This is a genomic window from bacterium 336/3, from assembly GCA_001281695.1.
GTDB lineage: Bacteria > Bacteroidota > Bacteroidia > Cytophagales > Thermonemataceae > Raineya.
This window is the reverse complement of sequence record LJIE01000001.1, coordinates 2,948,652-2,967,358: the sequence shown is the minus strand read 5'-3', so window position 1 is coordinate 2,967,358 and position 18,707 is coordinate 2,948,652. Positions and strand designations below refer to the sequence as shown.

The following is an 18,707-nucleotide window of genomic DNA, read 5'->3' as shown; positions in this document are numbered from 1 at the left end:
TTTACCTATGTTATGAAAAAAATACTTATTAGCGGTCTGTTTATTCACCCAGGAAGAGTAGGAGGGGCTGAACAATATTTTTACAATATCTTAAAAGGAATACAAAAACAAACAGATACATCAGTATTTACAATACTTCTAAATTCTGAATACAAATCTGACTATGATGAAATTATCAATAAATATAATATAGAATGGGTTGAGATGAAGCGTAATAGAGCATTGTATGATTACGCTTTAGTCATGAAAAACTATCATAGAGATGCTCAAACAATTTTTAATCCTAATTATATTACACCTTTACAGTTTTCAAGTAAACCATCGCATATTACTACTATACATGATTTACAATATCTGAATTATCCTGAGTTTTTTTCAAAAACTAAACGCCTTTTTCAATATTTATCGCATCAATACACACTATTCAGAGCAAAAAATGTAGTATGTATTTCAGAATTTGTACGCCAAGATATTATCAAACATTTTGGTAAAAAATATGAAGCTAAACTTGCAAAAATTCATGTTCCTGTAGAGTTTTCACATCTAGAACAAGAAACCCAGCCTTTCTACCCATTTGAATACATTTTATCTGTAAGTGCTTGGTTTCCACATAAGAACTTAATGACATTGGTAAAAGCTTTTCAGCTATTTCAAAAAGAAACCAACAGCAATTTAAAACTAGTACTTGTAGGGCAAAACAAAAACTTACAAGGAGGGCAATATGGCGAATATCAGGAAAAATTAAAGGCTGAAATCAGTAAAACTGAGAATGTATTATTTACAGGTTATGTATCTGATAAAGACTTAGGAATGTTATACCAACATTGTTCTTATTTTGTATTTCCATCTTTGTTTGAAGGTTTTGGTATACCTGTCATAGAAGCTATGGGCTTTGGGAAGCCGACCATTACCACTCGTTGTGGTTCTTTGGAAGAAGTAAGTATGGGGAAAGCAATTTATGTGGAAGAGCCTAAAAATGAAAGAGAATTAGCAGAGAAAATGATAGATACTTATCAAAACATGGCTAATCAAAAACAATATTTTCAAGGTTTAAAAAATGAGGTTAGAGAGCAATACAGTCCTGTCAAAATCGCATCTCAATACTTAAACTTGTTCTAAAGACTTTTTGCGTTTTTCTATTGCTTGAGCTACTAAACCTAACCCCATCCAATATAATGAAGCTCCTGTAGGGCTTTCAAGTACCAAATTGAATAATCCTACAATGCTTACAGATAAAAAACTAATTATGAGCCAGTAATCACCAATATTTTGGTTGTAATAAGAACGATATTTGTAGAAGTCTTTGAAAACGGAACGATACATGTATATCAGGAATATCCAAAATAAAATCCCCATACGAGTAGCAACTGTTAGGTATGTATTATGGCAACCCATCACATGAATGTCATGTTCATCATCAAAATCACTTTCAACAGAGTCTGCACCTTTTTTATATGCTAGGAGAGGTGTTCCAAATCCAATTCCTACAACATTTTGCGGGAAATTTTCAACAGTTATTCTATACCAAAAAACAGCTCGCCAAGTAGAATTACCGTCTAATCTCAGTAAAAAATGTTGATCTGATACTTGTCTAATACTTCCAAATAATGAATAATGACTAGTTTCATATTTTTTGAAGGCAGGAATAAATGCAATGAAAAATATTAAAAAACAGGTAGTAACAGCAATAGAAAAGGCTTTAAAGTATGTATAGTTAGGTATAAAAATGAGAATCAGAAGTAAGAATGTTACAATTACTACAGTAAGCGATTCGTAACGAATAGCGAGTAAAATGTCTAAAATTACCAGTAAAATAAGGCTTATAAAGCGTTTGTTGGTAAACCAGAAAGGGAAAAAAACTGTTCCCATAAAACGCTCAAGCAAAAGAATAGAAGGAAATATCAAGGCATAAGACATGTAAAGAATTAATAAACGTCTAATTTTAATAATAAAACCTTCTAAATATGGGTATAAATAAAAACCAACAAAGAATGAAAAAATAGAATAGAAAATAACACTACTTCTAAAATAAAAATACCAGTTGGTTTTGGTAAAAATGGAAATAAGTAAGTGGAAACAACCCAATAAAATGGTATAAACAATTAACTTATAAATAGGAGAAGTTGGAATCCTGATAACCCCATTCTGTTGCTTAAAAAGGACTTCTTTTGCAAAAAAAATTACTCCTAACAAAGATAAGATTTCATTAAAAAAGAATTGCCTCTCAAAAATGAAATTATCAAGTCCATACACAAAAAACATCAATAAAATAGTATATGCAATATGTTTTTTATGAATCTTCATACATGCGTTTAGGGTTAAATAAAATTTTCAGAAGCATGGGGATTCTATTAAATTGCTTTCTGCGAACTCTATTCAGTAAAATAAATATAAAACTCAGATAAACAGTCATCAAACACAAACCTTTATGAAATTTTTTAGTAAAAATGACTTTGCTACGAGCATAATAAAAATCCGATAAAGCATTGATACTATTGACTGCAAGCTGGTTACCCCCAACAGTACTACCTTCTTTATGATAAATAATAGCTTTGTGAGTATAACCCAAATGAAACCCTTTTCTTTTTCCTCTCTCAGCCCAGTCTTGTTCTTCAAAATATAAAAAATAATCTTCTCCTAAAAAACCAACTTTTTCTATAAAATTTCGACTCACAAATGTACAAGCCCCAATCACTAAATCAAATTTAAAATCTTGATTATCAAATTGTCCTATATCTTTTTGTCCATTTCCTATTTGTCTGCTATGTGCAAGCCACTTATTATAAGTTGCACCTGCTGCACATTGTAGTGTATCAGGTTGTTGATAATAACGCACTTTTCCGCCTAAAATCCCTAAACCTGTACTCTTATGTACCTCATAATATTCTACCAAAGCCTTTAAACTATCTTTTTCTACAACAGTATCATTGTTAAGTATCCATACATACTCAAAATCAGCTTGTTGCATACAATAGTCTAAGGCAATATTATTTCCTTTGGCAAATCCTTTATTTTCTTGAGCCTGAATCAGTATCAGATTGGAGGAACCATTCCCTTGAGCCTTTTTTTCTTCAATATCTTGTTGAGTAAAGTATTGAAAAGATATGGGCTTTTGAATAGACGGGCTACTCAAATATGATAGAGCATTTTGAGGAAAATCAACAGATAAAGAGCCTTCTGCCCACTGACGTATATGAACAAGAGAATCGTTGGCTGGTTTGGTAGGATTATCTACAACAATTACCTGATAATTAGGATAATCCAATTTATACAAACTCTCCAAACACTCAATTGTATCTTTCCAAATTTTATAATTTAAGAGTATGATATATACTTTAGGAGGCATCAATTAGCTGTTTTTTTAGAAATTACGAGATGTTGGAATGTAAGGAAATTTTGAAATAGTCCTAATGTAAGCATATTCATAATTTTTCTGCTTTTTTGGCTAGGATTATATTTAAAACTGGGACAGTTATAAACTGGCTTTAATTTGGCAGTTGTAAGTAAATTCAGAATATTTTTCTTGCAAAAAAACCTCAAATGTGTTTTATCCAAAACACCACCTTCTTCTTTGTATCTAAAGTCGCCCAACATAGCAATTTTGATGAGTGTATTCATCTCTCGAACATTCGGAAGGCTGGCAATCATGACTCCACCTACCTTTAAATATTTAGTAAGTTTTTCTACGACAGCCCAAGGGTCTATCAAGTGTTCTAAAACATCACCACAAATAATTACATCAAAATAATTTTCCTCAGCAGGAACGTCCATTTGCTCTATATTTCCTAGAACAAATTTATCAATGGCAGGATTGGATTGATTTGAATTGGGAATTTCAAAAAGCTCCAAACCCATTACTTCTTTTGCTAAATTATTTTTTTTGATGTAGGTAATAGTATCACCGCCACCAGCTCCAATCTCAAGAACTTTTTGTTCAGGATTATTAGGCAATAGCTGAATTAAATCTATACGAGTACCAGTAAAATAATCTTTGTCTTTGATGTCGTAGTAATGCATATTGTAAGAGCGTGTTGAAAATTTTGCCAAAAATACATAAAAAAATTACAAAAATACATTTTAAGCAAATAACCTTTCTTTTGGATGATTTTTGTGCAAAATCCAATGCAAGCCTATTGTAATAAAAGTTTCTGTAATGATAATAGAAATAGCTGTACCATCTGCCTGAAATGCCCAAGATAAACCCAAATTTAGAAATACACTCAATAGAGAGCCTAAACTTAAAATCATCATATAGCTTTTTTGATGTTCATAAGCGAGTAATGTTTGGTATGCAGGAATATTAAGCCCCACAATAAAAGGAGTAAAACACAATAATCGTAAAAGATGAGTTGCTTCAGGAATGTGTTTTTTTGCTAGAATAAAAACTGTAAAATCAGCAAATAAAAATACTGAACAAGAAAAAACTAAGTATAATCCAAAAAAAGGAATAAAAAGTTTTTTATAAAAATTTCTTAAGCCTTGATGCGATTCTTGGGCAAACTGACATATTTTGGGATAAATAGCTTGTGATAAGACAACTAGAATTTGTCGCATGGCAAGAACTGTTTTTTCAGCAATACTATAAATTCCTAGAATATAGTCGTTAGCAAATAGACTTAAGATCAGTAAATTGCTGTGAATGTAGCTCATAATCGAAAAATTAGCAACAAATAAATGCCAACCATCTTTTAGTTCTTTTTGGATAATAGTTTTGGAGGGTAATTTGAGAGAAGGTTTTTCTAATTGTTTGTAAGCAAGTAAAATACCTAAAATGCCAGATACAATATTTCCCAGTCCAAAAAACAGCAAAACCAGTAGATAATCGTCTGGCTGTTTGACAAATACAAAAATAAGAATGGTAAAAACAATTTTAGCAATTACATTCAGATAGGTGAGATACTTCATCTTCTCGATACCCTGAAAAAACCAGACAGGTAATAAAACTTGACCCAATACTATCGAAAAGCCTAAGATATAACCCCAAAAATCTTTGTAAAATTTAGGAATAAGTAAAGCAAGTATCATTAAAACAATGAAGGCAACCAAACACAATAAAAGTTTGATAACAATCACTTTGTTGAAAATAAAGGCAGTATGTTCTGCATTATTTTTATGAATGGATATTTCACGAGTTGCAGATAGATTAAATCCAAAATCGGTAAATGTCCCCAAAAAAATCATCACCGTTTGGATGAGACTTACTACCCCAAACCTATCAATACCAATAGAACTATTGAGATAAGGCATTAAAATTAAAGGTAATAAAAAATTAGTACCCTGAATAATAGCCAACGCCAAGAAATTTTGAATTAAGGTTTTTCTTCCTGATGCTGAAAGCATGAATAAACTATTTACAAATGAGTGCAAATGTAGAAATTAAATTACTCTCCTTGTATAAAAAATTAGATGAACTTCATAAAATACTAAATTTTAAGCTATATTTCGCCAAAAAACAAAAGCGTTTTATGCGTTCATATCGTTTTCAGGCTGTTTTTGCTTCTTTGGTAGCTGTGATTATCAGTATTATTTATATGTTGTATCGAAAAGGTTTTGATACAGATAGTATAGCTATATTAAGAATCTTGGGGGTATCTCTATTTATTCAGTTCACATCATTGTTTGTACTTGCTAAAAAGAAAGAAAGAAACTGGTGGCAAACAGATAATTTAATAGTCATCTATACACTTTTAGGGGTTGGTTTAGTAGGCTTTTTAGTACGTTTTTTACCTTTTACACAAATACTAGTTTGGGGCGTAGCTGGTTTGGGTTATCTGATGGCGTTATGGGTTTATAAAGATTTTTTCAAAGAAGCTAAACGTTCTCAAATACTAATATGTTTGGTGGCTTCGATTCTGATAGGAGCATATTTTATCAATGAACATTATGCAAAAATTGGCTATACACATGCTTTTCAGGAATCCATTGCAATTGGTTCACAAAAATATAAGTTTGAAACCATAGATATTAGTTACCATTCTGTATTATCCAAAATGTATCAAACTTACCAAACACCTACAACAGGAGTAGATGGAGTGTTTTTTATGCACTATAATACTGCAACCCATTGGCTAACAGCAAATTTATCGCTATTACTTGATATACCAACATGGTTGTTTTATAACTTGGCTTATCAAGTGATTTTTTTTAGTTTGTTTTTCAGATTGTTATCTTCTTTGGCTTCTGACCTACAATATTATTTTGCAATCAAGAAAAACATACAACCAAGTTTTGGGATTGACTCATGGCAGTTTTGGCTTTTGGTCATTATTTTGTTTGTTCCTGTACCCAACAATATGTATATGGCAGGCTTATTAGGGTATCACTTTGTAATGAGTTCACCTTATACTATAGCATTGTGTTTGGTTTGGGCTTTTTTGACAAGTGTTATCAGATTTGCAGAAACAAAAAACTATCAAAACCTATTTTTCTTTCTATATCTTCCCATTATGCTATTTATAATGGGCTTTAGTCATGTAGCTACCATAGTCATATTTACAGCTTGTATTGGGTATTATTTCCTTCGTTTTGAGTGGTATAAAAAAATGCAAGGATGGATGGTTATGGTTATGACAATTACAATTTTATTTAGTTGTTATATGCTAACAGCCGAAACAACCTTTACAGGACGACAACACTCTTATGAAGGTTCTTGGGGCTGGTTCTTTTTCTTTAAACAACATGAAGCTCAGTATTTTACATTGATATTTATTTTCTATGCTGTCTTGTATACAGCAACATTTTTATACCTTAAAAATGAAGGGCTAACAATCAAAAATGTTATTTATGAAAAAAAGGCTTTTGTTGTAGAATGGTTGTGGATAGCTGCATTGGCTGGTTTAGCTCCCAACATAATTTTACAATTGTATGGCTCTACAGGAATGTATTTCTTGGGTTTGCATAAATGGCTTTGTGCTGCTTTTATATTGGGTTATGTTCCTTTTGTAAGAATCAATTATGAAAAGTATTCATGGGTAAAATATGTAAGAGTAGGAGCGATTGGAGTGGTTATATTTATTTTCCTAGGGAAGTTTTATAAAAATGTAGAAGCTACCTTCCAAAAAGATTTAACACTCAGAAGTGCTATTTTGGGAATTGATAAAATGGATTGGAAACTTCACCATTTTATCACAAAATTTACTTGTTGCCAAGAAAACTGGAATACTTTTAATACAATGTATAGCTCTAAAATCCAAGAAAAACTAAATCAAAATGAATTTTATCAAATTATTAAAAGTTGGGAAAAATTAGATAAACAACCTGTAAGTATCAAGAAAGAATCACTTTTATATATTGCCTATAAAGATGTAAGTATTTTTAGAAATCCCATTTTTAGTCAAGGAGAAATCTTAATGATAGCCCCCTATACCACTGGTATTGCTACCATTAGGGGTTTGCCACCTTCCGAATCAGCTATTGGAGCTTACGGGTATTCCTACTTCGACCATTCCTCAAGAGAAAAAACATGGAAAGAAGGCTACTCAGTAGAAGAGTTGAAGCAAATAGCCAGAGCCCAGAATGCTAAATATCTGTGGATATACTCTTTTAAAACCAAAGATTTTGAAAAAATAACGCTATAATCTACACGATTATAGCGTTTTATATCTTACTTCTAAAACTTCTATTACATTCTTTCAGGTACATCAATACCTAATAAAAGCATTCCTTTTTTAATGGTTTTAGCGACTTCTTTAGACAATACTAAACGGAAATTTCCAGCCTCCAAACTCTCAGCTTTGAGAATAGAACACTCTGCATAAAAACTGCTAAATGTTTTACTCAAATCATAAATGTATTGTGTAAGAATATAAGGAGCGAATCTTTCAGTAGCTAACTCTATAGTTTTGTTGTATTGACTAAGCAAGTTAATCAGAGATAATTCTAAAGGATGTAGCGTTTTATAACCATTTTGCCAATCTGCCTTTTCTATTTCAGAACCTTTTCTGATAACAGAACAAATACGAGCATGCGTATATTGAATAAACGGAGCAGCATCACCTTCAAAACTTACAGATTCATCTGGATTGTAAAGCATTTTTTTCTGAGGGTCTATTTTAAGCAGGAAATACTTCAATGCTCCTAAACCTATCATTTCATAAAGCTGTTCTTTTTCTTCTTCACTAAAAAGCTCAAAAGCTCCTGAAGCCTTCAGTTTTTCAATACTTTTCTCTTTAGCTATTTCAATCACCTCTTCCACCAAATCATCTGCATCTACAACAGTACCCTCTCTCGATTTCATTTTACCCGAAGGAAGTTCCACCATGCCATAACTCAAATGATGTAAGCCTTCTGCATAACTTCTGCCAAGTTTTTTGAGAATCAAAAATAAAACTTTAAAATGATAATCTTGTTCATTACCAACCACATACACCATTTTTTGCATTTGTTGGTCTTTAAAACGCAATTCGGCTGTGCCCAAATCTTGAGTGATATATACAGATGTTCCATCTGAACGCAAGACCAATTTATTATCTAAACCATCTTCTGTAAGGTCTATCCACACAGAACCATCTTCTTTTTTGTAAAAAACACCTTTTTGTAAACCTTCTTCCACAATGTCTTTTCCCAGAAGATAGGTGTTGGATTCGTAGTATTTTGAATCAAAACTTACACCAATTTTTTTGTAGGTGGCATCAAAACCCTCATATACCCAACCATTCATTTTTTTCCAAAGAGCAACTATTTTTTCATCTCCACTTTCCCAGTCCAAAAGCATTTTTTGTGCTTCTTGAATTGCTGGTGCTTGTTTTTCAGCATCTTCTTGACTTACACCTTTGCTTTTAAGAGCATCAATTTGTGATTTGTATAAGTTATTGAATTCCACATAATATTTACCCACCAGTTTATCACCCTTCAAGCCACTACTTTCAGGGGTTTCTCCATTGCCAAATTTTTCGTAGGCAAGCATCGATTTACAGATATGAATACCTCTATCATTGATAATCTGTGTTTTATGGACTTCATAACCAGCCTCTTCAAGAATCTGAGCTACTGAATAACCTAAAAAGTTATTTCTCAAATGCCCCAAATGCAGAGGTTTATTAGTATTAGGAGAGGAGTATTCTACCACAACCTTCTGATTTTTAGTAGCTTTGGGTGTTTCTTGAAGAAGTGTATCAAAGAACTGAATCCATGTTTCAGCTTTGATAGAAAGATTCAAAAAACCTTGTACAACATTAAATTTTTCGACAATTGGGCAATTTTGAGCCAAATATTCTCCAATTTTTTGAGCAATATCAGCAGGTTTTTGCCCTAATTCTTTGGTATATGGAAAAACTACAAATGTATGTGAACCTTCAAACTCTTTTTTGGTTTCTTGTAAAGCTATATTTGAAATATTTTTGTTAAAAACCGATTCAAAGGCTTTTTCGATGTATTCAATAAGTGTATTTTCTATATGCGACATAGTTGGCAAAGGTTGATTTGAGCCTGCAAAAGTACAAAAAAAAGAGGATGCTCAAAAATTTTCTTGAATGCTTTGTTTTTTTGTAAAAAAATTAAAAATATTACAGCATCATTTAACAAAAAATTAACAATTAAAAAAAATTAGCAAGGAATTTGCTTGTAATCTATGCAAAAGGATTTGACCTTTCGTATATCTATGAAAAATTATAACCCAAATAGATTGTATTATTTCGTGGCATCTCTAACAGTGCTGATAGCAGTTGTTGGAGCTTTTTTATATATTGATAGAAACGAGCAAGTAGCAACACTCCATGAGCCAAATAAATTAGATTCTACAAATGCTTACTATTACAATACAGAAACAACCTCTGCCACTGCACCTATATCACCTACAACCATTACAGATTTGAGAGGAGTTAAAACAAAAACTTCTATCATTGCAGACTGGCAGGTAAAAGGCTGGAAGTTAAATTGCTCCATCGAACCATTACTCAATGCTTCTGAACGAGGTAAAGTTGTTTTCAAAGTTAAAATTGATGACAATGGACATCTAGTAGCTTTAGAGCATCTTCCTAATTTATCAAATCTTTCTGAAGAAAGTGTGCAAAGTTTTAAAACTAATATTGAGCTTCAATTAGAATCTTGTTTAGAAAGAAAAAATGTAAAAGTAGAATCTATTTCAAGTGGTACGGTTACTTTTTTTGTAAACAAACTCTAAAAAAATAGAAATTTCTTGATTTTTCCTCCAAAAAAATAGTACTTGCAATGTTTTTCGCAAGTACTATGTCCAAATTATTTTTAATTACACCCGTTCTTTTCAGTTTTATTTTATTGTCTTGTAGTACCCCAACCAAGAAAGGAAAAGAACAAGTTGTCAAAAAAGATGACTCAACAATAGTCATATTAGATACACTAACTCCCACTATAGGTTCACCAATTGTAGAAGAGGAGTTATTCAGAATCAATTTCCCTGAACCTCCTGAAAAAGATGTAGATACAACAGACCAAGCTGTACAATACATTGTTTCACAACAAGGAGATTCAGTTCGTTATATGCTCTATTATAGAGACTATGAGCCAGGGAAAATTCAAAAATATGGAGAGAAAAAATTCCTCGAAAATCAAGAAAAACAAGTAATAGACACCCATAAATTTACAGAAAAACAAATTATTGAAAACAAAGATATTACATTAGGTAGTTATAAGGGTATATCTTTAAAAGCAGGAGCTTCTGGCAATTTTTATTTAGTATATAGAATTTATTTGGTAGAAAACAGAGCCTATCAAATGAGTATATCCAGCGTGAAGGGATATCCTTCTGAAAAAGATATTAAATTATTTTTTGAATCATTTCAACTTAAAAGTCCACCTAAAAAGACTGTAAAATCGTAATAATTATTATGCAAACTGAACTTTCGGCACCTAAAATTTTTAACAAAACGATTATCAATATCCTTTCTGTTGCCATTCCTGTTGTAGTGGGTATTTTATTGGGTATTAGGGTAAAAGTAAATTTGGGTGAATGGACAAAAATGTTACCTCATGTAAATGCTGTAATTAATTCACTTACAGCTATTTTATTGATATTGGGCTTGGTTTTCATCAAACAGAAAAATATTAAAGCTCACCAAAATACCATGCTTGCAGCCTTTTCATTAGGAAGTTTGTTTTTGGTAACGTATGTGTTATATCACTTTTCTAATGAAAGTACCAAATATCCTGAAAATGGCTATAGAATGATTTATCTTTCAATTCTTGTAAGTCATATTTTACTTTCAATGGTAGTGGTACGTTTTGTGTTGCTATCCTTGTATTATGCTCTTAATAAGGATTTTGTGAGTCACAAAAAGATGACCAAAATAGCTTTTCCTATTTGGTTGTATGTTTCTATAACAGGTGTAATTGTGTATCTCATGATTAGCCCTTATTATACTTAAAACTTTAAAATTGATTTGTATGAATATTCTCAACATCATGGGCAAAGTGAAAGAAATGCAGTCTAAACTGAAAGAAGCCCAAGACGAACTCAAAAATATTACAGCAACTGCCGAAGCAGGAGCAGGTATGGTAAAAGCTACTGTCAATGGCAAAAAGCAAGTCATTAAAATAGAGGTAGATAGCGATATTATAAAGCCTGAGGATAAAGAAGTTATGCAAGACTTGATTGTAGCTGCTATCAACAAAGCCATAGAAGAAGTAGATGAAAAAGCTGCTGCTCACATGCAAAAAATTACAGGAGGTATCATGCCTGATATCCCTGGGTTAGATTTTAGTAAGTTTGGTTTATAAAATACAATGCCACAAATAGACGTTTGCCTTTCGCCAGAATTATTACATTTATATCAATTAGAAAATACAATTGTTGTTGTAAATGATATTTTAAGAGCTACCTCATGTATGGTTACAGCACTAGTTCATGGAGTAGCATCCATTGTTCCTATTAGAGAGCTTGAAGATTGCCTGAAAATGCGAGAAAAAGGCTATTTGATTGCTGCTGAACGAGATGGGAAAATGGTAGAAGGTTTCGATTTAGGAAACTCTCCTTTTAGTTATATGGAACAGGCTGTGAAAGGAAAAAAAATAGCTTTGACAACTACCAATGGTACACAAGCCATCAAACTCTCAGAAAAAGCTGATGAAATACTCGTAGGAGCTTTTTTGAATAAACAAAGTGTTATTGATTATCTAAAAGAGACCCAAAAAGATGTATTAATAGTTTGTTCGGGTTGGAAAGGTAAAGTGAATTTAGAAGATACCCTTTTTGCAGGAGCAGTAGTAGATGGACTTTCTGATATCTTTGAAATCAGTAATGACTCAGCACTGATTTCAAAAGTCTTGTATCGAGATAGTAAACCTAAAATGCTTGAAACCGTTCTGCAATGCTCCCATGTCCAAAGGCTTAAAAAGCTTGGAATTGAAAAAGATATAGAGTTCTGTTTGACAGAAAACCTGTATAATGTCTTACCTAAAATGCAAGGAGAGGAATTGGTGAATGTATTATGATAAAAAAACTATTCTATATTATTCTTTTTCTTTTGGCAAATGTAGTTTGTTTGGCTCAAGAAGATAGCGTAGTTATTCAGAAAGATACTTTTAATAATTATCGTTTACATAAATTGTGGGAAATAGGAGTAAGTGCAAATTCGTACAAGGGCGACTTGTCCAATTCGTATGGTTTGTGGAGTTCTTCGGTGCATTTAGGGCTTAAATTTGCGAAAAAAAAACGCTGGAACGGACATTTTAATCTAAGTGTCGGCAATGTACGAGGTGAAAATTATACCTACGAATTTTCTAATACTACTACCCCCAATCAGTTTTTTAGAACCAATTTGGTTACTTTTCAATTTGATTTACAATATAATTTTCTCAGAAAAAAACACTGGATAGCTCATATCAGTCAGGGAATCGGTTTTTTGCGTTTCTTACCAAAAACTGAAACAGGAGAGCGTTTGCAAAACGAACTCCAAACACGAGCAATATCTGAAACGTATGGCAATGTTTCGGCTATTTTTCCAACATCTTTGGCTATAACTTACTTGCTCAAAAATGGTTATGGTTTAGGAATAAACACAACTCTTTTAAGACCAACTTCCGATTATATTGATAATATTTCTTTGTGGGGACTTAAAGAAAGCAAAGACCAAGTACTTATAGTGAAGTTTTATATCAGCATTCCTGCTTGGAAAATTAGAAAATTCTTGTTTCAAGAAGATACAACGAAACCCAGTTCTCGATAAATTTTTATAAAAAACTTACATCATACAGAAATTTGTAAAAACAACACTTGTAACTTCTTGACTATTAGCGTAAATTGTAAAAAATTTTACTATGTTGGAAAGCAGTTTATTTTACGAAACCGAAAACTATACACTCTATAGTGAACAAAATAGCTACCTAAAAATAGATTGGAAAACCAAAGTAGCGTCAGAACAAATTCGTCAGGGTTTACAAGAAGCATTGGAAGTCATGCAGGCAAGTGGTATCAAAAAGCTTGTTAGCAATACAATCCAGTGTAGTAGCTCTTGGACAAGTTCTAATGAATGGATAGCTTCTACATGGTTACCACAGGCTCTACAAAATGGACTCCAAAGAGTAGCTTTTGTTACTTCTGATGATGTGATGCAAAAAATTTCTATTGATAATCTCAAAACTAAACTTCAAAAAAAGTATCGATTTATTTATCGTTATTTTCAAGTATTTCAACAAGAAAAAAATGCCTTAGATTGGCTTTCAGAATCTTAAAAATATTTATTAAAAAAGTCTTTAGAGCAATATATCTAAGGACTTTTTTGTTATATTAAAAATAACAGATTTGCATTTAAACTATTTTGTATTTTATTTTGTCTTAGCAAAACGCAAACTTATTAATATTAATTTACTATGAAGCCCTTAAAAATCACACTTATAATCATTGCATTTGTTAGTTTCTGGTCTTGCAAAAAGACTGAAAACTATCAGGTAGGAGTAGACCTTAGAGATAGTGTTTATATTTACTCCAAAGAATTGTATCTATGGACTGATAGAATGCCTGATATATTTGACTTTAAACCCAAAAATTATTCTACAGCAGAAGATGTTATTTCTGTAGTGAAGACTTATAGTCCTGTTCTTAATGGAAAATATGTTGATAGATTCTCGTTTGTTCAAAGAAAATCTGAATGGGATAATGTTTCAGCTGGCAATAGAGTTGATTATGGTTGTGGATATCGCTTTATTTCCGAAAATGATTTACGAATATCGTTTGTGTATGCCAACTCAGCAGCAGGTAAACAAGGAATACAACGTGGTTGGCGTTTGTTAAAAGTAAATGATATTGTACCAGATAATAGTACAACTACTGTAAGTCAGTTAAATACAGCTTTATTTAATAGCACAAACATAACCATTTTATTTCGTAAAAATGATGGTTCAGAGGTAACCATTACACTAACTCCCCAAACCTACACAGCTAATTTTATTTTAGATAAAAGAGTAATTGATAACAATGGTAAGAAAGTAGCTTATCTAATGTTTAATAGCTTTTTAGGAGGAAATGGAGGTAAAGATACTGAAGCAGAATTGACTCAAGCCTTTGATTTTTTTGCTTCTCAAGGGGCAACAGAACTAGTAGTGGATTTACGATATAACGGAGGAGGATATGTTTTTTTAGCTAAATATCTGTGTAATTTAATTGCTCCAGCCTCAGCAAAAGGGAAAGTAATGTTTACAGAACGCTGGAATAGTCGTTATAGTGAATTTGATGAGACTTCATATTTTGATAATTCTTCAGGCAAACTGAATCTCTCAAGAGTGGTATTTATTACTACTTCTTCGACAGCATCCGCCAGTGAGTTGACTATCAATAGTTTAAAACCTTATTTGGATGTGAAAATAATAGGTTCGGCTACTGCTGGTAAGCCAGTGGGTTTTCCTGTATTGCCCATTATTATGGATAGAACCAATGCCAATGCCAATTATGTAGTTGCTCCAGTAGCTTTTCAGAGTTTCAATGCCAATAATTTTGGAGACTATTTTGAAGGCTTAACTCCTGATAAACTACAAATTGACGATGTAAGCAGAAATTTTGGGGATGTTAATGAAGCATGTTTAAAAGATGCATTAAACTTCTTAACTACAGGTGTTTTACAAAGAAATATTGAAAATACACAAGAGCTTTTTGTAACCAAAGAAGCCAACGAGGTATTCAATAAAGAGCATCATGGAACAATAAAATTAATGAATCCTAAAATTTTTATAAAAAAATAATTATTTTGCAAAATCATTCAAATCATTAGTTATGGAAATCAATCAAGAAGATTTTGAGTTTTTGCAAAATAAAATAACAGAAATACGCTACGAGCTTACACCTTACATGAATTCTCGTAATTTATTATTTAACGCAGAGCAAATGTTAGAACTTTTAGTAGCCTTACCCGTTGCTATTGGTATTAATTTAGATCAACAAATAGATTTTTTTGAAGAGCGTGTATTAGAACATGCAGCAAAAACAGCTGCTCAGTTTTATAACGAACAGCTCAATGACGATACACACGCCATTTTTAGAAAAATTGCAGAGCCAGATGGCACTATGAATGATACAGTGTTTGTTCAGGACTTCAAACACGAATTGCGTTTTATTATTTCGAGTTTTTCAACCTACCAAGACCAATGGCTAAAAGCCTTAAAAAGCTTTTGGGAGTTAGAGCCATTACTAAAAAAATACAATCCTTTTATCAAACCACTTCAAAAAAGCTTCGTAGAAACTATGTATATGATTCTCTTGGCAAATAGTGGAGATGATACAATAGAAACAGAACAAATGCTTAAAATATTAGATAAATTGCAGATTTCAGCAAGTGCAGAAGAACTAGAACAAATCAAGAAATCTGTGAAACCTTAAATCTTTGTCATTACCAATTAATTCATTTCAAAATGTCTTCTACATCTAAATTTTTGATAGGCTTAATCATGTTGATGGTGGGCTTGTACGTGCTTTTGAAGTCTATTCATATAAGTAATAGTTTTTCAATGGGTTATCGTTTTGGATATGGTTCTGTAGGTGTTCCTGCTGGAGTATTATTTTTGGGTTTTATTATAGGAGTAGGAATGTTGTTTTTTAATTCTAAAAACCCAATAGGCTGGCTCATTATGGGTGGTTCAGTGGTAATGTTGATTGTAGGAGTTATCATGAATTTGCATGTGTCATTGGCACACATGGATGCTTTTAGCTTACTTACTATTTTTGGATTGGTAGGAGGTGGAGGAGGGCTTTTACTCGGTTCTATGAGAAAATAAATTAAAAAAATAAACTTGCTACAAAATAAAAGAGGAGGGTGATTGTAGCAGTTAATAATTGTATGAGAAGAAATTATAAATTGGAAAAATTGCAGGCAGGAGAAACAATTATTACAAGTGAGAAAGGTAATTCGATGGTTCCTCTAATCAAATCAGGACAAGAACATGTACTTGCTCCCATTATGCTTGAAGAAGTAGAAATAGGTGATATTGTGTATTGTAAAGTTAAAGGAAATTACTACACACACCTTGTAAAAGCCATAGACCAAAACAAAGGTTGCCTAATTGGTAACAACAGAGGTGGCATCAATGGTTGGACAAAACAAGTTTATGGCAAAGTCATAGAAATTTTGTAGAAAAATAGTAATATTATTAAACAGTTAATTTTCAGTTTTGCACACACAAATACAATCTTTTTTAGAGAAGATTTTTAAACAAACAAGCTATTTATTGCCTGAGCTTATTCTTGTTTTGGGCTTGGTTATTCTGCTAATTTTAGCAATTCTCAAAAAAAAAAATACACTGTTTAGTACAATCACTTATGGTGTAATACTTGTTACAAGTATTATAGTAAGTTTTTATTTGCCCCAAGAAAATGTGGTTTTTCTGAATTTTAAAAGGCTTATTTTAATAAGTGCTTTATGTATTCCTATTGTTTTCCCTAAACCTTCATTTTTGGAAAAAACATCAGAACATCCTGAATGGCTTTTTCTGATGCTTTCAAGTAGTTTAGGATTACTTATGATGATTTCTGCAACAGATTGGATAACATTGTTTGTCGCTTTAGAGCTTGCAGCCATTGCTTCTTATATTTTAGTGATACTTTCTTGGAAAAAAGAGAGTTATGAAGGAGCTATCAAATATCTTTTATTTGGGGTGTTCTCATCTGCGATTATGGTGTATGGGGTGTCATGGTTGTATGGTTTTGTAGGAACATTTTTATTAGAATCTTTATTAACACTTCATTTTAAGAATGATGTATTGTTGTATGTTGCATTTTTTATGGCAATTGCAGGTTTACTCATGAAGATTTCGGCTGTTCCTTGGCATATCTGGACTCCAGATGCTTATCAGGTTGCACCAGTTCCTGTGGTGGCATTTTTATCTGTAGCTCCTAAAATAGCGGGTCTCATAGCTCTTTATAAAATAATACAAGCTTATGGAACTTTGATAAATGATATAGAAACCATTGTAGGAGTAGTAGCCATGATCAGTATCATTTGGGGTAATTTGGTGGCTTTTTGGCAAAAAAATATCAAAAGAATGTTGGCTTATTCTTCTATAGCACAAATTGGTTATATGCTGATTGGATCTGTTATGGGTAATGTTGCTTTAGAATCACTTTTCTTTTATTTGGTGGTATATGTGCTGGCAAATTTTTTGGTGTTTGCTTTGATAGAGCATTACGAAAAACAATATCAAATCACAGAAATGACTGATTTTAAGGGGATAGGGCAACAAGATATTTGGGGAATGGGTACAATCATGATAGGTTTAATCACTTTAGCAGGATTGCCCCCAACAGCAGGTTTTATGGCTAAAATCTTGATTTTCTCTGTATTATGGGAAAGTTATAATCTGAAAACTTCCGATATAAGTCTGTGGTGGTTGGTAGTAGGTTTGATAAATACAATAGTAGGCTTATTTTATTACCTCAAGATACCTTATTATGCTTTCTTAAAGAAAGAAGAAAAACAAGTTTCACCAATTCCCAAGTATTTGATGTGGATTTGTATCGTAATCTCCTTTTTATTAATTACACTCTTTATAAAACCAAGTATTATTTTAGGCTAATAGTTCATCTTCTGTACTCCAAAATATTTTGTGTAAGGTGTATTTGATAGACATGAAAAGAATAGGATATGCCATTAAGAAAACAGTTGCAAAAGCAATGATAGTTTCTTTGAAATGAAAAGTTCCTGAGTTCCAGTTTGATATTTTATGAATACCGTTTGCTACATCCGATATGCTAATCATAAATCTAAACAAAGATAAAAAAGCTATAGAAACGATACTGCCACAAACTAAACCTGTAATGAGTGTTCGAATAAATACACGCCATACCAACAAACCACTGCCTATTTTACTCAAAGCAAAAATTAGTGAAGCAAAAATAATTACAATAACTCCATTAATTACAAAAAGAGCATATGTATTTAATTGAGTAAGCAATTTGTAAGGTAAATATTTTTCTATAATCGTATATGTTCCGATTACCAAACCAAAGGAAAGAAGGCTATACAAAAGCCCTTCTAAGAATAGCATAGGAAAAGACATTTCCTTCGATTCTTGTTTACCCTTTAACATTTCAATTTCTTCTTCAGGAGTCATAGTAATGGTTTGATTAATTCTATAAAGCACAGGTTCAATACATTCAAAAATAGAAAAACTTTGTAAAAAAAGAAATGTTGAAGCATTTTTTCTTAAAAAATATTGATTGTAGAACAACTAAAAAATATAATACCTTGATAAACAAGCCTCATAACTGTTTATGAAAGATAAGCAATTTTTCGATGCTTCTTTGGGATTAT

The 18,707-nt window shown here is 31.9% G+C and carries 19 protein-coding genes and 1 pseudogene; 14 read left to right on the top strand and 6 right to left on the bottom strand.

Annotated features, from left to right (window positions below):
- Window positions 1-12 precede the first annotated feature (12 nt).
- Entirely contained in the window at window positions 13-1,119 is a 1,107-nt protein-coding gene (locus tag AD998_13810; protein ID KOY87074.1) for a hypothetical protein, read from the top strand.
- Here AD998_13810 and AD998_13805 read toward each other — a convergent pair.
- The 4 genes from AD998_13805 to AD998_13790 are packed head-to-tail and all read right to left on the bottom strand — an operon-like array spanning window position 1,105 to window position 5,340.
- On the bottom strand, window positions 1,105-2,304 hold the full coding sequence (locus AD998_13805) for a hypothetical protein (GenBank protein KOY87073.1): 1,200 nt from the start codon (window positions 2,302-2,304) through the stop codon (window positions 1,105-1,107). The two genes, AD998_13810 and AD998_13805, sit on opposite strands and share 15 nt — an antisense overlap.
- Window positions 2,291-3,346: a hypothetical protein gene (locus tag AD998_13800; protein ID KOY87072.1), complete on the bottom strand. Its 1,056-nt coding sequence runs from the start codon at window positions 3,344-3,346 to the stop codon at window positions 2,291-2,293. The genes AD998_13805 and AD998_13800 overlap by 14 nt, the downstream gene beginning before the upstream one ends.
- Window positions 3,346-4,017 (bottom strand): hypothetical protein, encoded by a 672-nt coding sequence (locus AD998_13795; GenBank protein ID KOY87071.1) that lies wholly within the window; start codon window positions 4,015-4,017, stop codon window positions 3,346-3,348. The genes AD998_13800 and AD998_13795 overlap by 1 nt, the downstream gene beginning before the upstream one ends.
- A 60-nt stretch (window positions 4,018-4,077) precedes the next feature.
- Window positions 4,078-5,340 carry a hypothetical protein gene (locus AD998_13790; protein ID KOY87070.1) on the bottom strand — a complete coding sequence of 421 codons (1,263 nt, stop codon included), beginning with the start codon at window positions 5,338-5,340 and terminating at the stop codon, window positions 4,078-4,080.
- A 17-nt stretch (window positions 5,341-5,357) separates the two neighbouring features.
- Between AD998_13790 and AD998_13785 the strand changes: the two genes are divergently transcribed.
- Window positions 5,358-7,577 carry a hypothetical protein gene (locus AD998_13785; GenBank protein ID KOY87069.1) on the top strand — a complete coding sequence of 740 codons (2,220 nt, stop codon included), beginning with the start codon at window positions 5,358-5,360 and terminating at the stop codon, window positions 7,575-7,577.
- A 44-nt stretch (window positions 7,578-7,621) separates the two neighbouring features.
- Here AD998_13785 and AD998_13780 read toward each other — a convergent pair whose 3' ends face one another.
- Window positions 7,622-9,403 carry an arginyl-tRNA synthetase gene (locus AD998_13780; GenBank protein KOY87068.1) on the bottom strand — a complete coding sequence of 594 codons (1,782 nt, stop codon included), beginning with the start codon at window positions 9,401-9,403 and terminating at the stop codon, window positions 7,622-7,624.
- Between the two features lie 165 nt (window positions 9,404-9,568).
- On the opposite strand from AD998_13780, the gene AD998_13775 reads away from it, so the two are divergent.
- From AD998_13775 to AD998_13720, 12 genes and pseudogenes are all read left to right on the top strand, one after another.
- Window positions 9,569-10,120 (top strand): hypothetical protein, encoded by a 552-nt coding sequence (locus AD998_13775; GenBank protein ID KOY87067.1) that lies wholly within the window; start codon window positions 9,569-9,571, stop codon window positions 10,118-10,120.
- A 65-nt stretch (window positions 10,121-10,185) separates the two neighbouring features.
- Window positions 10,186-10,794 carry a hypothetical protein gene (locus tag AD998_13770; GenBank protein ID KOY87066.1) on the top strand — a complete coding sequence of 203 codons (609 nt, stop codon included), beginning with the start codon at window positions 10,186-10,188 and terminating at the stop codon, window positions 10,792-10,794.
- Window positions 10,795-10,802: 8 nt separating this feature from the next.
- A complete protein-coding gene (locus AD998_13765) occupies window positions 10,803-11,339 on the top strand; it encodes a hypothetical protein (protein KOY87065.1) in 537 nt (178 codons plus the stop codon).
- Between the two features lie 19 nt (window positions 11,340-11,358).
- Window positions 11,359-11,691, top strand: a complete 333-nt coding sequence (locus tag AD998_13760; GenBank protein ID KOY87064.1) for a DNA-binding protein — start codon at window positions 11,359-11,361, stop codon at window positions 11,689-11,691.
- A 6-nt stretch (window positions 11,692-11,697) separates the two neighbouring features.
- A complete protein-coding gene (locus tag AD998_13755) occupies window positions 11,698-12,405 on the top strand; it encodes a 2-phosphosulfolactate phosphatase (GenBank protein ID KOY87063.1) in 708 nt (235 codons plus the stop codon).
- Window positions 12,406-12,545: 140 nt separating this feature from the next.
- A pseudogene (locus AD998_13750) lies at window positions 12,546-13,139 on the top strand (hypothetical protein).
- Between the two features lie 91 nt (window positions 13,140-13,230).
- Window positions 13,231-13,644: a hypothetical protein gene (locus AD998_13745; protein KOY87062.1), complete on the top strand. Its 414-nt coding sequence runs from the start codon at window positions 13,231-13,233 to the stop codon at window positions 13,642-13,644.
- 138 nt (window positions 13,645-13,782) lie between these two features.
- A complete protein-coding gene (locus AD998_13740; GenBank protein ID KOY87061.1) occupies window positions 13,783-15,147 on the top strand; it encodes a hypothetical protein in 1,365 nt (454 codons plus the stop codon).
- Window positions 15,148-15,178: 31 nt separating this feature from the next.
- Complete coding sequence (locus tag AD998_13735; GenBank protein KOY87060.1) at window positions 15,179-15,781, top strand: hypothetical protein; 603 nt, start codon at window positions 15,179-15,181, stop codon at window positions 15,779-15,781.
- Between the two features lie 32 nt (window positions 15,782-15,813).
- Window positions 15,814-16,176 carry a hypothetical protein gene (locus AD998_13730; GenBank protein KOY87059.1) on the top strand — a complete coding sequence of 121 codons (363 nt, stop codon included), beginning with the start codon at window positions 15,814-15,816 and terminating at the stop codon, window positions 16,174-16,176.
- A gap of 62 nt (window positions 16,177-16,238) precedes the next feature.
- Complete coding sequence (locus tag AD998_13725) at window positions 16,239-16,532, top strand: hypothetical protein (protein KOY88209.1); 294 nt, start codon at window positions 16,239-16,241, stop codon at window positions 16,530-16,532.
- Between the two features lie 37 nt (window positions 16,533-16,569).
- A complete protein-coding gene (locus tag AD998_13720; GenBank protein ID KOY87058.1) occupies window positions 16,570-17,970 on the top strand; it encodes a hypothetical protein in 1,401 nt (466 codons plus the stop codon).
- Here the strand turns inward: AD998_13720 and AD998_13715 are convergent.
- Entirely contained in the window at window positions 17,962-18,624 is a 663-nt protein-coding gene (locus tag AD998_13715) for a hypothetical protein (GenBank protein KOY87057.1), read from the bottom strand. The genes AD998_13720 and AD998_13715 overlap by 9 nt on opposite strands.
- Window positions 18,625-18,707 lie beyond the last annotated feature (83 nt).

Excerpts from the sequence above, each read along its gene's own strand:
- AD998_13770 (KOY87066.1), top strand. The coding sequence starts at position 10,186 with ATGTCCAAATTATTTTTAATTACACCCGTTCTTTTCAGTTTTATTTTA.
- AD998_13730 (KOY87059.1), top strand. The coding sequence starts at position 15,814 with ATGTCTTCTACATCTAAATTTTTGATAGGCTTAATCATGTTGATGGTG.
- AD998_13755 (KOY87063.1), top strand. The coding sequence starts at position 11,698 with ATGCCACAAATAGACGTTTGCCTTTCGCCAGAATTATTACATTTATAT.
- AD998_13785 (KOY87069.1), top strand. The coding sequence starts at position 5,358 with ATGAGTGCAAATGTAGAAATTAAATTACTCTCCTTGTATAAAAAATTA.
- AD998_13740 (KOY87061.1), top strand. The coding sequence starts at position 13,783 with ATGAAGCCCTTAAAAATCACACTTATAATCATTGCATTTGTTAGTTTC.
- AD998_13745 (KOY87062.1), top strand. The coding sequence starts at position 13,231 with ATGTTGGAAAGCAGTTTATTTTACGAAACCGAAAACTATACACTCTAT.
- AD998_13795 (KOY87071.1), bottom strand. The coding sequence starts at position 4,017 with ATGCATTACTACGACATCAAAGACAAAGATTATTTTACTGGTACTCGT.
- AD998_13790 (KOY87070.1), bottom strand. The coding sequence starts at position 5,340 with ATGCTTTCAGCATCAGGAAGAAAAACCTTAATTCAAAATTTCTTGGCG.
- AD998_13800 (KOY87072.1), bottom strand. The coding sequence starts at position 3,346 with ATGCCTCCTAAAGTATATATCATACTCTTAAATTATAAAATTTGGAAA.
- AD998_13780 (KOY87068.1), bottom strand. The coding sequence starts at position 9,403 with ATGTCGCATATAGAAAATACACTTATTGAATACATCGAAAAAGCCTTT.
- AD998_13810 (KOY87074.1), top strand. The coding sequence starts at position 13 with ATGAAAAAAATACTTATTAGCGGTCTGTTTATTCACCCAGGAAGAGTA.
- AD998_13765 (KOY87065.1), top strand. The coding sequence starts at position 10,803 with ATGCAAACTGAACTTTCGGCACCTAAAATTTTTAACAAAACGATTATC.
- AD998_13805 (KOY87073.1), bottom strand. The coding sequence starts at position 2,304 with ATGAAGATTCATAAAAAACATATTGCATATACTATTTTATTGATGTTT.
- AD998_13725 (KOY88209.1), top strand. The coding sequence starts at position 16,239 with ATGAGAAGAAATTATAAATTGGAAAAATTGCAGGCAGGAGAAACAATT.
- AD998_13735 (KOY87060.1), top strand. The coding sequence starts at position 15,179 with ATGGAAATCAATCAAGAAGATTTTGAGTTTTTGCAAAATAAAATAACA.
- AD998_13775 (KOY87067.1), top strand. The coding sequence starts at position 9,569 with ATGCAAAAGGATTTGACCTTTCGTATATCTATGAAAAATTATAACCCA.
- AD998_13760 (KOY87064.1), top strand. The coding sequence starts at position 11,359 with ATGAATATTCTCAACATCATGGGCAAAGTGAAAGAAATGCAGTCTAAA.